Annotated in this window: 9 protein-coding genes; all 9 read left to right on the top strand. The window is 48.5% G+C overall.

Annotation, left to right across the window (positions count from 1 at the left end; translation table 11 throughout):
• Positions 1–62 precede the first annotated feature (62 nt).
• Positions 63–986: a carbohydrate ABC transporter permease gene (locus tag C162_RS23825; protein ID WP_036698799.1), complete on the top strand. Its 924-nt coding sequence runs from the start codon at positions 63–65 to the stop codon at positions 984–986.
• A gap of 1 nt (position 987) precedes the next feature.
• Entirely contained in the window at positions 988–1,860 is an 873-nt protein-coding gene (locus C162_RS23820; RefSeq protein WP_036698473.1) for a carbohydrate ABC transporter permease, read from the top strand.
• Positions 1,861–1,993: 133 nt separating this feature from the next.
• A complete protein-coding gene (locus C162_RS23815; RefSeq protein WP_036698472.1) occupies positions 1,994–3,460 on the top strand; it encodes an ABC transporter substrate-binding protein in 1,467 nt (488 codons plus the stop codon).
• Between the two features lie 532 nt (positions 3,461–3,992).
• Positions 3,993–6,614, top strand: a complete 2,622-nt coding sequence (adhE, locus tag C162_RS23810; RefSeq protein WP_036698470.1) for a bifunctional acetaldehyde-CoA/alcohol dehydrogenase — start codon at positions 3,993–3,995, stop codon at positions 6,612–6,614.
• A gap of 261 nt (positions 6,615–6,875) precedes the next feature.
• Positions 6,876–9,137: a formate C-acetyltransferase gene (pflB, locus tag C162_RS23805; RefSeq protein WP_036698469.1), complete on the top strand. Its 2,262-nt coding sequence runs from the start codon at positions 6,876–6,878 to the stop codon at positions 9,135–9,137.
• Between the two features lie 120 nt (positions 9,138–9,257).
• Positions 9,258–9,995 (top strand): pyruvate formate-lyase-activating protein, encoded by a 738-nt coding sequence (gene pflA / locus C162_RS23800; RefSeq protein ID WP_036698467.1) that lies wholly within the window; start codon positions 9,258–9,260, stop codon positions 9,993–9,995.
• Positions 9,996–10,194: 199 nt separating this feature from the next.
• Positions 10,195–11,598, top strand: coding sequence for an extracellular solute-binding protein (locus C162_RS23795; RefSeq protein ID WP_036698465.1), 1,404 nt, complete (start codon positions 10,195–10,197; stop codon positions 11,596–11,598).
• Between the two features lie 76 nt (positions 11,599–11,674).
• A complete protein-coding gene (locus tag C162_RS23790; RefSeq protein WP_036698463.1) occupies positions 11,675–12,559 on the top strand; it encodes a carbohydrate ABC transporter permease in 885 nt (294 codons plus the stop codon).
• Positions 12,559–13,389, top strand: coding sequence for a carbohydrate ABC transporter permease (locus C162_RS23785; protein WP_036698462.1), 831 nt, complete (start codon positions 12,559–12,561; stop codon positions 13,387–13,389). Before C162_RS23790 ends, C162_RS23785 begins: the two co-directional genes overlap by 1 nt.
• Positions 13,390–13,404: the final 15 nt, after the last annotated feature.

Genomic DNA, 13,404 nt, shown 5'->3' with positions numbered 1-13,404 from the left:
AATGAAGACAGGAGGCGCTTTCCCATAAAGTGCTGAAAGACGACAGGAATGAGGGAGCCCGAATGAATCAGTCTGCTGCGTTACACGATCACCTTCCAGCGGAGCTGGAGAGCAAGCCGTACAAGCAGAACCGTTGGAAAAAGAATTATTGGGGCGTGATGTTTCTTGTCCCCGCATTGATCATCTTCATTATGTTTATGTGGGTGCCTATCTTCAAAGGGTTCCTGTACAGCTTCTACACCGTTGATTTCGTCAAAGGGAATACCTTCGCCGGCCTGGATAATTATGCCAGGGCACTTACCGACCCCGATGTGCTGATTGCTGTCCAAAACACCCTGTACTATATGCTGCTGTGTCTGGTGATCGGCTTCTGGGTTCCGATTGCCTTTGCCATTGCGATCTCCGAGCTGCGGAAATTCGGCGGATTCGTGCGCGTTGCCGCGTATTTGCCATATGTCATGCCTGCTGTAGTCCTATACGGGCTGTGGCGCTGGCTGTATGATCCGGTTGGACCGATTAATGCCTTAATCGGCAGCACCGGAGCGGAGCAGATCGCCTTCCTGACCGATATCCGTTGGTCGATGATCTCGCTGGTCTTCATGGAGACCTGGCAGCAGTTCGGCTCGGGGATGCTGATCTATCTTGCTGCGGTGCTTAGTATTCCCCGGGACTGGTATGAGGCCGCCGAGATTGACGGAGCGGGAGTATGGGCGCGTATCCGCCACATCACCTTGCCTTCGCTGCGCAATCTGATCCTGCTGATGCTGATTCTTCAAGTCATCGCCACCTCTCAGGGCTACCAGTCACAGATGGCCTTGCTGGACGGGGGGCCGAACAATGCAACGCTGACGTATGCTCTGCTTATTGTGAAGTATGCTTTTACCAGACTGGATTATGGTACGGCGACTGCGCTGGGGATGCTGATGTTTGTTGTTCTGGGCGGTTTGGGCATTCTTCAGTTCAAGCTTAACAAGGAGGACAACTAGGATGAAGAGCGCAGACAGAGGGATTCTCTCGGAGCATGATCTTAAGAAAACCAGCAACCGGGTGGTATATGGAATTATGGTTTTGTTCATCGTCCTGATGATCTTCAGCATGCTGTACCCCATGCTCATGACGATGTTCAACGGGCTGAAGTCGAATATCGAGGTCAATTCCTTTCCGCCGCATTTTTTCCCGCAGGAATGGCATTTCGGCAATTTGAAGGATGCGCTGGATTATATCGATCTGGCCATGTTTCTGCGGAACACCCTGTATATTTTTGCAGGAAATATGGCCGCTACCTTAATTGTGCTGGGACTCGCGTCCTTTAGTATCTCCCGGATGCATGTGCCTTACCGCAAGGCCTTCTATTTCTTCTTCCTGATGACACTGTTCATTCCAGCCACGAGCTATATGATTCCGAACTTTGTCAATCTGAAGGAGCTGGGCCTGCTCAATCAATATGCGGCATTCTGGCTGCCGGCAGGCGCGAACACGTTCTTCTTCCTGCTGCTTAAGAATTTCTTCGACGGGATTCATCCCGAGATACTGGAAGCGGCGCGGATGGACGGAGCCTCGGAGCCGAGAAGCTTCTTCACCATCGCGGTGCCGCTGTCGATTCCGATTTTTGCAACACTGGCGATCTTCATCTTCTCCACAGCCTGGAATGACTGGTTCTGGCCGTCGCTGGTCATGCACAGTGAGGAGAAGTATACGCTCGCTACCGCCATCTATAAGTACGTTATCAATGTAAAAGCGCTGAATACGAACATCAAATTTGCGATTCTGTTCATTGTCTCTCTGCCGCCGATCCTGGTGTTCCTGGTCTTCCAGAAGTTCATTATGCGCGGGGTTTCATTGTCAGCGGTCAAAGGGTGAGCAGAAGAATCCTTACAGAAGATACGGATCGTATACCTGCACATGAAAGCAATATAATCACACCTCGTTTGTAAGCGGTCTCTCTTTTAAGATGAAAGGGTAAGCTCATTATGAATGGAAAAGGGGAGTTACAATGCGTAAAGTTTCCAGCGTATTCGCCTGTCTCCTGGTAACGGGGACCTTATTGTCCGCTTGCGGGGGCAATAACAACGGCAACAAGCCGGCGGCGGACGGGGGAGAAGCGACACCTGCACCAGCGGCGACCCAGGCGGCAGAAGAGTCGGCAACCCCGTCACAGTCACCGGCAGATGATATCACCCAGAAGAAGGTAACGATCAAAATCCACTATCCTACGCCTGACCTGACCGAGGTGAGAGCGCAGGAGGATGACAAAATCAAGCGGTTCCAGGAAGTCTATCCGAACGTGGAGATCGTCAAGGATGACTGGCAGTATAATGTAAGCGAGATCGGAGTGAAGATGGCTGCGAACGAAGCGCCTACCTTCTTCAACACATATGCTACCGAAGCCAAATTCCTGATTGAGAAGGGCTGGGTAGCCGACATCACCGATCTGTGGAACAACTATGAGTTCAAGGATCAGATCAATCCAGTGCTGCAGAATCAGTTCATTATCGGCGGCAAGGTGTATGGGGTAACGCAGAAGGGTTACGTCACTACAACGATGATCAATAAGAAAATGCTCGATGACAAAGGTGTAGCCGTACCTCCAATGGATTGGACCTGGGACGACATGCTGAACACAGCCAAAGGAGTGGCCGACCCCAAGAAAGGTATCTCCGGGATTGCCCCGATGGGCAAAGGCAACGAAGCTGGCTGGAACTGGACCAACTTCCTATTTGAAGCAGGTGGAGAGATCCAGAAGATTGAGGGAGGCAAGGTGGTGGCAACCTTCAATTCTGAAGCCGGGATCAAAGCGCTGGATTTCTATAAGAAGCTGAGATGGGAAGCCAAAGCCGTTCCCCAAGACTGGGCCCTCGGCTGGGGCGATGCGGTAGGAGCGTTCCAGCAGGGCCGTACCGCGATGGTTATGGCCGGCTCAGACGGTGTCATTGAACAGGCCCTTAACCAGGGCGGGTTCAAGCCTGAGGATGTGCTGACCTATCCAATGCCTGCGGCTGAGAAGGGTGGCAAGCATACCGGTGTTCTCGGCGGCGACTATCTGGTCATCAACCCGAATGCCAGCAAGGATGAACAAGAGATGGCTTTCCGTTATATTACCTTCGACTATTTCTCAGATAAAGGCCTGGAAGCGCTCGATGCTATTATCAGCCAGCGTAAAACGGACGGCAAATACTATATCCCGCCGCTTCTAGATTACTATGCTGCCGATTCCGACTTCGGCAAGAAGACCAAGGCCGTCTATGACAAGTACGATATTGTATATCAGTACAGTCCTGAAATCATGGCGCTGCTGGATGGCAAGCCTGAAGCCCAGTACAACACTCAGGACTATTATGCCACGATGTCCAACGTGATCCAGGAGCTGTTCGCCAAGGAAGGCACAGACTCGAAGGTCCAGCTTGATGCGGCGGCCGCAACGGTCCAGCAGAAATTCTTCGATACGATTAAGGTGGAGTAGATTTAGATGTCCTCCTAGTGGGGGAAGAGGTGGATAAAAGGAGACAGCAGAGATGCTGTCTCCTTTTTTTAAAATATAAGAATTTATATGTTGCACACTATAACTTATCCTTCTATTTCTCGCTGAAACGGAACCGTCCTTTAAAAGGACGGTTCCGTTTCCACTTGTAAAGTTGAGATTTATATTTATATTCACACCGTCAGAGTTATTCTATAGAAGAGCAGCGGATGAACTGAAGTGACGGCTTGGCATTCATGAGCAAAATTACCGAAGCCCAACTGGCATTGCAAGGCAAGATGGGCCATTAACGCTGCAGACTACCGTATTGCGTTCGCAGAATAGACAAATATTAATTAAATAATGCATATAATATGGAAAAAATACCGGTAAATGATCGAATGAAAGCGCTTTGAAAACAACTCAAAAAAAACTTTAAACTTTGTGAAAGATTTCACTATACAAGGTGAAAAGGATGTGCTAAGATAAATGTATAGAAAGAAACAACCTAAAAATTGACAGGAGGACGAGGGAGATGGCAGTTAAAAACGAAGTCGCCGCCCAAGTGAAACAAACCACCGCTGAAGAGTATATTCAGGTTTTGGTGGATAAAGCAAAGAAAGCCCACGAAGCGTTCATGGGCCTGGATCAAGAGCAGACAAACACAATCGTTCATGCAATGGCGCTGGCCGGACTCGACAAGCATATGTACCTGGCAAAACTGGCAGTTGAAGAAACAGGACGCGGAGTATACGAAGACAAAATTACGAAGAACATCTTCTCCACTGAATATATCTGGCACGGAATTAAGTACGACAAGACTGTAGGCGTTATTGAGGATAACGCTTATGACAGCTTCCAGAAAATTGCTGAACCAGTCGGAATCATTATGGGTATCACACCGGTTACCAACCCAACATCCACCACAATGTTTAAAGCTTTGATTTCCGCGAAGACACGTAACCCTATTATATTCGGTTTCCACCCGTCAGCGCAAGAGTGTAGTGCGGCAGCAGCCAAAATTCTGCATGATGCAGGCGTAGCAGCCGGCGCACCAGAGAACTTCATCCAATGGATTGAGCTTCCTACAATGGACAAAACAAACGCATTGATGAACAATCCGGACGTTGCACTGATTCTGGCAACCGGCGGATCGGCAATGGTCAAAGCAGCTTACAGCTGCGGCAAACCGGCACTTGGCGTAGGTCCTGGTAACGTGCCTGCCTTCATTGAGAAGAGTGCTGACATTGATCAGGCTGTAACTGACCTTATCCTGTCGAAGACTTTCGATAATGGTATGATCTGTGCTTCCGAGCAGGCTGTCATCATTGAAGAAGCTATCTTCGATCAAGTGAAGAAGAAAATGATTGCAAACGGCTGTTACTTTGTGAACAAAGAAGAAGCGGCTAAGCTGACCAGCGGCGCAATGAACGTAGAGAAATGTGCGGTTAACCCGGCTATCGTTGGCCAATCCGCTGTGAAGATCGCTGAAATGTGCGGCATTCAGGTTCCTGCCGGAACGAAGATCCTTGTAGCTGAGCTTGAAGGTGTAGGTACTAAATATCCATTGTCCGCTGAGAAGTTGAGCCCGGTTCTGGCTTGCTACAAAGTGAAGAATGCTGACCAGGGTATCGAACGCGCAGCTCAAATCGTTGAATTTGGCGGCATGGGCCACAGCTCGGCTATCCATTCCAACAACGAAGAAGTTATCATGAAGTTCTCCAACCGTCTGCAGACCGGACGTATTCTCGTCAACTCGCCATCCACACACGGCGCAATCGGTGATATTTATAACACTAATATCCCTTCATTGACACTGGGCTGCGGATCTTACGGACGCAACTCGGTATCGCAGAACGTGACTGCCATCAATCTGATCAACGTGAAAAGGGTGAACCGTCGTACCGTGAATATGCAATGGTTTAAAGTACCTGACAAGATTTACTTCGAGAAGGGGTCCACTCAGTACCTGGCCAAAATGCCTGATATTACACGCGTAGCTATTATCACTGACCCTATGATGGTGAAGCTCGGATATGTTGAAAGAGTTGAGCATTATCTGCGTCAACGTCAGACTCCAGTAGCCATCGAAGTGTTCTCTGAAGTTGAACCAGATCCATCGACAACTACTGTAGAAAAAGGTGCGGCAATGATGAACAGATTCCAGCCGGACTGCATCATCGCACTCGGCGGCGGTTCCCCTATGGATGCTGCCAAAGGAATGTGGCTGTTCTATGAACATCCGGATGCAGACTTCAACGGCCTGAAGCAGAAGTTCATGGATATCCGCAAACGGGTATACAAATTCCCTAAGCTCGGCAACAAAGCGAAATTCGTTGCGATTCCTACAACTTCCGGTACAGGTTCCGAAGTAACCTCGTTCGCAGTTATCACAGATAAGACAACGGGTAATAATACTAAGTATCCGCTGGCTGACTATGAGCTGACTCCAGACGTAGCTATTATCGATCCTGAGTTTGTATACAGCTTGCCAAGAACAGCAGTTGCCGATACAGGTATGGACGTATTGACACATGCAATCGAAGCTTATGTATCTGTAATGGCCAGTGACTATTCCGATGGTCTGGCAATCAAAGCTATTCAGCTGGTATTCCAGTGGCTGGAGAAATCCGCACTGCAAGGCGACAAACTGGCCCGTGAGAAAATGCACAACGCATCGACACTTGCCGGTATGGCCTTTGCCAATGCATTCCTGGGGATTAACCACAGCTTGGCGCACAAATGGGGCGGACAGTACCACACCGCGCATGGCCGCACCAATGCAATCCTGATGCCGCATGTTATCCGTTACAATGCCAAGAAGCCTACGAAGTTCGCTTCGTTCCCTAAATATTCGCACTTTGTAGCTGACGAACGGTATGCTGAAATTGCCCGTATTCTGGGATTGCCAGCACGCACTACCGAAGAAGGCGTAACCAGCCTGATCAATGCGATCCGCGACATGAACAAAAAACTTGGCATCGAAGAATCCTTCTCGGCTCTTGGTTTCGATCCTAAGGACTTCGAATCCCGTGTAGACTATCTGGCTGACCGTGCATTTGAAGACCAATGTACAACTGCCAACCCTAAAATGCCGCTGGTATCCGAGCTTGCTGATGTTTACCGCAACGCATTCTACGGCAAATTCGATAATTAATTAACGGTTGCCTGACAAAGAATAAGGTTAAAGGTTAATATGGGACTGGATGGAAGTGACAAATATCACCGAAAGAGTGATATTTGTCACAGTCCTTTTTCAGAAAATAAACTAAAATGTTTATATAAACAACGGTCCCGGTTATGAAGATGCGATTGTGAATTTTATAACAACCATAGCTCATGGGATCACGAGACACGGGATTAACCTTCAAGCCCGCGATCTCTACAAATATACTAAATATAAATGGAGGGATTTAGCATGTCGGTGATTGAAAAAGAAGTACAAGAGGTTAAGTCTGGCTGGAGAAATTTCACAAAAGGCACATGGTCCAAGAAAGTTGACGTTAATAACTTTATTGCCAAGAACATCAAGCCTTATGAAGGAAATGAAGATTTCCTCGTAGGTCCTACCAGCAATACTACTGAACTGTGGAAGATTATCTCCCAGCTGAGTAAGGAAGAAAGAGAAAGAGGCGGCGTATGGGACGTTTCCCTCGATACTGTCTCCACTATCACTTCCCATGCTCCTGGTTACATTGACAAGGACAAGGAACAGATTGTCGGCGTTCAGACTGATGCGCCTTTCAGACGTTCCATCCAACCGTTCGGCGGTATCAAGATGATGATCGATGCTACTAAGGCTTACGGCTTCGAGCTTCCGCAGAATATCGTTGACATGTTCACGAACATCCGCAAAACGCATAACCAAGGCGTATTTGATGCATATACACCAGATATGAGAGCTGTGCGTAAATCCGGCGTAATCACAGGTCTTCCTGATGCTTATGGCCGCGGACGTATCATCGGCGACTATCGCCGTATTGCTCTGTATGGTATTGATTTCCTGATTAAAGACAAGAAGCAGCAACTGGCTGAACTCGAAGTAGACTCCATGACAGAAGATGTTATCCGTCTGCGTGAAGAGCTGTCCGAGCAAATGCGTGCTCTGGGCGAACTGAAACAAATGGCTGCAGCTCATGGTATGGACATCTCCAAACCGGCTGTCAACTTCAAAGAAGCTACACAATGGGTATACTTCGGTTATCTGGCAGCTGTTAAAGAACAGAATGGTGCGGCAATGTCCTTGGGACGCGTATCTTCCTTCCTTGATATCTATGTTCAACGCGACGTTGAAGAAGGTACTCTGACTGAAGAGCAAGCACAAGAAATCGTTGACCATTTCGTAATGAAGCTGCGTATTGTGAAATTCCTGCGTACGCCTGACTATAACGACCTGTTCTCCGGTGACCCTACTTGGGTGACAGAATCCATCGGTGGTATGGCCGAAGACGGTACAACTCGCGTAACCAAGAACAGCTTCCGCTTCCTGCATACCCTGTACAATCTGGGACCAGCACCAGAACCAAACCTGACTGTACTGTGGTCCGAGAAGCTGCCTGAAGGCTTCAAAAAATATTGTGCCAAGGTATCTATTGAAACCAGCGCCATCCAATATGAGAACGATGATGTAATGCGTCCATACTGGGGTGAAGATTATGCAATTGCCTGCTGCGTATCCCCAATGCGTATCGGTAAGCAAATGCAGTTCTTCGGTGCCCGTGCCAACCTGGCTAAGGCTCTGCTGTATGCAATCAATGGTGGTAAAGATGAGAAATCCGGTGCTCAGGTAGGTCCTGAATATCCTGCGATCACTTCTGAATATCTGGATTACAACGAAGTAATGAAACGCTTCAAACCAATGATGGAATGGCTCGCTAAGACTTATGTCAACACGCTGAACATCATTCACTATATGCATGACAAATATTCCTACGAACGTATCGAAATGGCGCTGCATGACCGCGACATTCTGCGTACGATGGCTTGCGGTATCGCCGGACTGTCCGTTGCTGCTGACTCCCTGAGTGCAATCAAATACGCTAAGGTTAAGCCAATCCGTAACGAAGAAGGCATTGCTATCGACTTTGAAACTGAGGGTGAATTCCCTTGCTACGGTAACAACGACGACGCTGTTGACGGCATCGCAGTTGAACTGGTTGAAACCTTCATGTCGATGATCCGCAAAAACAAAACGTATCGTGACGCTGTGCCGACTCAATCGGTACTGACTATCACTTCGAACGTTGTATATGGTAAAAAGACTGGTACTACTCCTGACGGACGTAAAAAAGGCGAACCATTCGCTCCTGGTGCTAACCCAATGCACGGACGCGACAAGAAGGGTGCCCTGGCATCCCTGAACTCTGTTGCCAAACTTCCTTACTCCGATGCACAGGATGGTATCTCGAATACCTTCTCTATCGTTCCTAAGGCACTGGGTAAAGACGAAGATTCCCGTAAGTCCAACCTTGTCTTCATGATGGACGGATACTTCCACAATAACGCTCAGCACTTGAACGTTAACGTATTTAACCGTGAGCAGCTGCTCGATGCTATGGATCACCCAGAGAACTATCCACAGTTGACCATTCGCGTATCCGGCTATGCTGTTAACTTCATCAAGCTGACCCGTGAACAACAGATGGATGTTATCAACCGTACATTCCACGATTCCATGTAAGATGCATTCTTGTTCTACAAGAACTGAAATGAATTAAGAGCTGCCGCCCTTGCAAGAGGGCGGTACACTCTTGTCTGAAAGTGGTTAAAATTTTAAGTTTTTTTGAAAGGATGACATCTCATGCTTAAAGGACATATCCACTCTTTGGAAACGTTTGGTACGGTGGATGGCCCGGGTATCCGCTTCGTGCTTTTTATGCAGGGCTGCCTGCTCAAGTGTCAGTATTGCCACAACCCGGATACATGGGAATTGAATGAAGGCAAGGAAATGACCGTCGAGGAAGTGCTGGCGGAAATTGAGCCTTACCTGAATTATTATAAATCGTCCGGCGGCGGGCTAACCGTATCCGGCGGTGAACCAACCCTCCAGGCGCAATTCGTGAAGCAACTGTTCACCGAGGTGAAGAAACGCTGGAATCTGCATACCACGCTTGATACTAACGGCTATAATGATGGATCGAAAATCAGCGATCTGCTGGATGTTACCGACTTGGTGCTCTTGGATCTGAAGCATATTGATGATGAAGCGCACATCAAACTAACCGGCAAGTCCAACGACCGTACTTTGAAGCTGGCCCGCTGGTTATCTGATAATAACCGTAAAATGTGGATTCGCCATGTTTATGTTCCCGGCATTCATAATAAAGAAGAGGATTTACAGAATCTCGGCCGGTTCATTGGCACCTTAAATGGAGTGGAGAAGTTTGAAATTCTGCCTTATCACGTAATGGGAATCTACAAATGGAAAGAGCTTGGCCGTCCCTATGAGCTTGAAGGGGTGGAGTCACCTTCCGATGAAGAAGTGCAGCGTGCGTACCGGCTGATTGAAGAGGGGCGTAAAGAGTCTGCATTGGTCTAAATAAATATAATAATTATCGAAAGCGGAGCTTCTATTCTGAGGAGTTTCGCTTTTTTGTATGTCAGAAAACCTGACTGAATTCGCTTTCATTAGAGGATTTTATCCCTATTGAAGATAAATCTTAACCTTACGATTACAAATATGTTTTTCTATAATTAGAATTGTAAGGGAAATCATTAAATAGGGAGGGTCACCCGTAATGAGAAAAAGTCTAACACTGCTGTTGTCCCTGATGTTCGTAAGCTCAGCGCTGCTGGCAGGCTGTGGAGGCAACAAGAACAATGCGGCTGCAACGACAGAGCCGGCGGCGACGAAAGAGGCGGCAGCCACCAACGCGGCAGCCACTGAAGAACCTGCCAGTGCGGAGCCTTTCGAGATGACGATTCGTCATACTCAGGTTGGGGCAGACAAGCAGAAACGACTGGCTATTCTGGAGGATGTGGTGGGTAAGGTACAGGCGGATGTGCCTGGACTGACCTTCAAGCTTGATGGTGTAGATTCGGATGTGAACCGTAAGGAGAAGCTGCGCGGTGAAATGGCAGCTGGTAACCCTCCCGAGATCTTTGACCTGTTCGGTAGTCCAGACTCCAAGATCTATGCCAAAGAAGGTAAGCTGCTGGACCTGACCCCGATCCTTGATGAATTAGGCATCAAAGACAAGTTCTCCAATCTGGACCCGTTCACCTATGAAGGCAAAATCTACGGTCTGCCGATCGGCGGCTCGGGAGAAGGCTTCTTCTATAATAAAGAATACTATACAAGTAAGGGCTGGAAGGCTCCGACGACCTTTGCCGAACTGGAGCAGCAGCTGGCCGATATTAAAGCGGATGGTAAAGTGCCAATGGCCGGTGCCTCCAAAGCAGGCTGGGTACCGCTGATGCTGGCCAATCATCTCTGGTCCCGTTATGCCGGACCGGATGTGACTGCGAAGTTCGCTACCGGTGAAGCGAAGTGGAATGATCCGAATGTAATCAAGGGCTTGGCGAAATATAAGGAATGGGTGGATAAAGGCTACTTCAAGAAGGGCGAGCTGGGCTTCGAGTATGCTGAATATACTACCCAGTTCACCAGCGGAGAAGCAATCCTGATGTATGACGGGACCTGGAAATCTTCCGTATTCAAGGCCGGACAATCCGGCGAAGGCCTAATCGGTAAGGTCGGGTTCTTCAATATTCCGGCAGTAGAAGGCGGAGTGGGGGATCAGACAGCGCTGATGCGCGATGTGAACAACGGTTATGGCTTCTCCGCTTCGGCGGGTGAAGACGAGCGGCAGCTTGCAGCAGTGAAATCCTTCATTAAAAATATGTTCAATGAAGAGATGCAGCTGCGTGGTCTGGTAGAGGACGGAGTCCTGCCTGCCATGAAGATCGATCCGGCTGTGCTGAATAAGAATATTACGGATGATCTGATGAGTGAGATTGTCGCGGTATTGAACAGCTCCCAGTCGTCCTTCCCGGCCTTTGACTCGCTGGTGCAGGCGGATGTCACCACTGAGATCAGTAATATCCAGATTCAAAGCCTGATCGGCGGGCAGACGACTCCTGAGAAGATGGGTGAAGCGCTTCAGAAGATACAGGAAGAGGCCAATGCGACAGTGGAATAAGAAGCGGTGAACTACATGTACCCTGGTGCTTGCTCCAGGGTGCATTTTTCAAAAGAAAAGCAATATGGAGGTAGCTATGAATAAGGCACTGAGAAATCCTCTGGTGTTCATTCTGTTCGTTATTCCGGCACTGGTTCTGTTCATTATGTTCTTCGTCTATCCCATCTTCAGCTCGATCTATTATAGCTTCACCAGCTGGAACGGTGTATCCGATACGGTCAAATATGCCGGAGTGGACAACTTCAAGAAAGCTCTTGGAGATGAACGCTTCTGGATTTCTGTGAAAAATAACGGTTGGTTTATTCTGTTCTCCGTAGGCATACAGGTGCCGCTGATTGTGTTCTTCTCCTTACTGATCGCCAATGTGAAGAAGCTGAAGGGGCTGTACAAGACGGCGGTCTTCATGCCATCCATTATGTCTACCGCAGTAATAGGCATTCTCTGGGGCTTCATCTACGAGCCGAACATTGGATTGTTCAACAAAGTGCTGGGTCTGGTCGGAATTGAACCGGTCTACTGGCTGTCGGACGAACGGTTCGCCATGCTGTCGATTCTGATTACAAATGCCTGGCAGTGGACCGGATTCTACATTGTGATGGTGCTGGCGGCGATTCTCTCCATTCCCGGGGAGCTGGATGAAGCAGCGGCCATTGATGGCGCTACGGGGTTCCAGCGGGCTACACGCATCACTCTGCCGCTGATCGTACCGATCATCTCGGTAGTGATTATGCTCTCGATTGCCGGAGCGATGAAGGCTGCCGATATCGTTATCGTAATGACCAAGGGAGGCCCGGCGGGTTCAACTGAGGTAATGGCCACCTATATGATTAAGTATGCGATTACCAATTTCAAATACGGGTACGGCAATACGATCGCTGTTCTGATTTTCTTGTTCACGCTTGTGGTAACCGCCCTCTACCAGCTGGTGTTTGCCCGCCGTACGGAAAGGATTGAATACTGATGCCGCGCCTGCTGAAGAAAAGTCTGCCGCACATCGCTTTGCTGGGTTATCTGTTAATTGTGCTGTTCCCGTTTCTCTTCGTCCTCTTCTCCTCGGTGAAGAAGGATAACAATGCGATTGCCCTCCATCCCTTCGGTATTCCGAAGAGCTTCGAATGGTCCAACTATGTGGAAGCCTGGGTGAATGCCAAGATCAGTACTTATTTTTTCAATAGCTTATATATTTCGATTCTTGCTTCTGTGGTGTCTATTCTGCTGGCGTCTATGTTCGCCTTCGCGGTCACACGGATGCGCCAGGGGAAGTGGAATAAGATTCTGTTCTCGCTGGTTCTGATCGGGATGCTGATTCCGAACAACGCGCTGATGCTGCCTATCTATACGATTGTCCGTAAGCTGCATATTCTCAATACTCACTGGGCGCTAATTATTCCTTACATTGCCAATGCAATCCCGTTCACGATTATTATTCTGGCGGCATTTATGCGTTCGCTGCCCAGTGAAATTGAAGAAGCTGCAGTCATTGATGGCTTGAAGGCTCAGGGTATCTTTGCTAAAATTATTGTACCTTTGACAGTTCCGGCGATGGTTACGGTATTCATTGTTAATTTCCTGGGAAATTGGAATGAATTCCTGCTAGCTAACTATTTCCTCTCCAATGACGAGCTGCGTACGCTCCCCGTGGGGATGGTTCAGTTCCGCGATCAGTACCAGATGAATTACGCACAGATGTCAGCGGGGATCGTCTTCAGCGTGGTTCCGGTCATAGTGATCTATGCGATTCTGCAGGAGAAGATTATTGAAGGTGTTACCGCAGGCAGTGTAAAAGGATAACATTAATCATGTCAG

Source organism: Paenibacillus sp. FSL R7-269, from assembly GCF_000517865.1.
In the GTDB taxonomy this organism is placed as follows: Bacteria; Bacillota; Bacilli; order Paenibacillales; family Paenibacillaceae; genus Paenibacillus_AQ.
The sequence above is the reverse complement of the archived record's forward strand: the minus strand, read 5'-3'. Positions and strand labels throughout refer to the sequence as shown.

Coding starts and splice junctions, on each gene's coding strand:
- C162_RS23795 (WP_036698465.1), top strand. CDS start 10,195: ATGAGAAAAAGTCTAACACTGCTGTTGTCCCTGATGTTCGTAAGCTCA.
- C162_RS23785 (WP_036698462.1), top strand. CDS start 12,559: ATGCCGCGCCTGCTGAAGAAAAGTCTGCCGCACATCGCTTTGCTGGGT.
- pflB (WP_036698469.1), top strand. CDS start 6,876: ATGTCGGTGATTGAAAAAGAAGTACAAGAGGTTAAGTCTGGCTGGAGA.
- C162_RS23820 (WP_036698473.1), top strand. CDS start 988: ATGAAGAGCGCAGACAGAGGGATTCTCTCGGAGCATGATCTTAAGAAA.
- C162_RS23815 (WP_036698472.1), top strand. CDS start 1,994: ATGCGTAAAGTTTCCAGCGTATTCGCCTGTCTCCTGGTAACGGGGACC.
- C162_RS23790 (WP_036698463.1), top strand. CDS start 11,675: ATGAATAAGGCACTGAGAAATCCTCTGGTGTTCATTCTGTTCGTTATT.
- C162_RS23825 (WP_036698799.1), top strand. CDS start 63: ATGAATCAGTCTGCTGCGTTACACGATCACCTTCCAGCGGAGCTGGAG.
- pflA (WP_036698467.1), top strand. CDS start 9,258: ATGCTTAAAGGACATATCCACTCTTTGGAAACGTTTGGTACGGTGGAT.
- adhE (WP_036698470.1), top strand. CDS start 3,993: ATGGCAGTTAAAAACGAAGTCGCCGCCCAAGTGAAACAAACCACCGCT.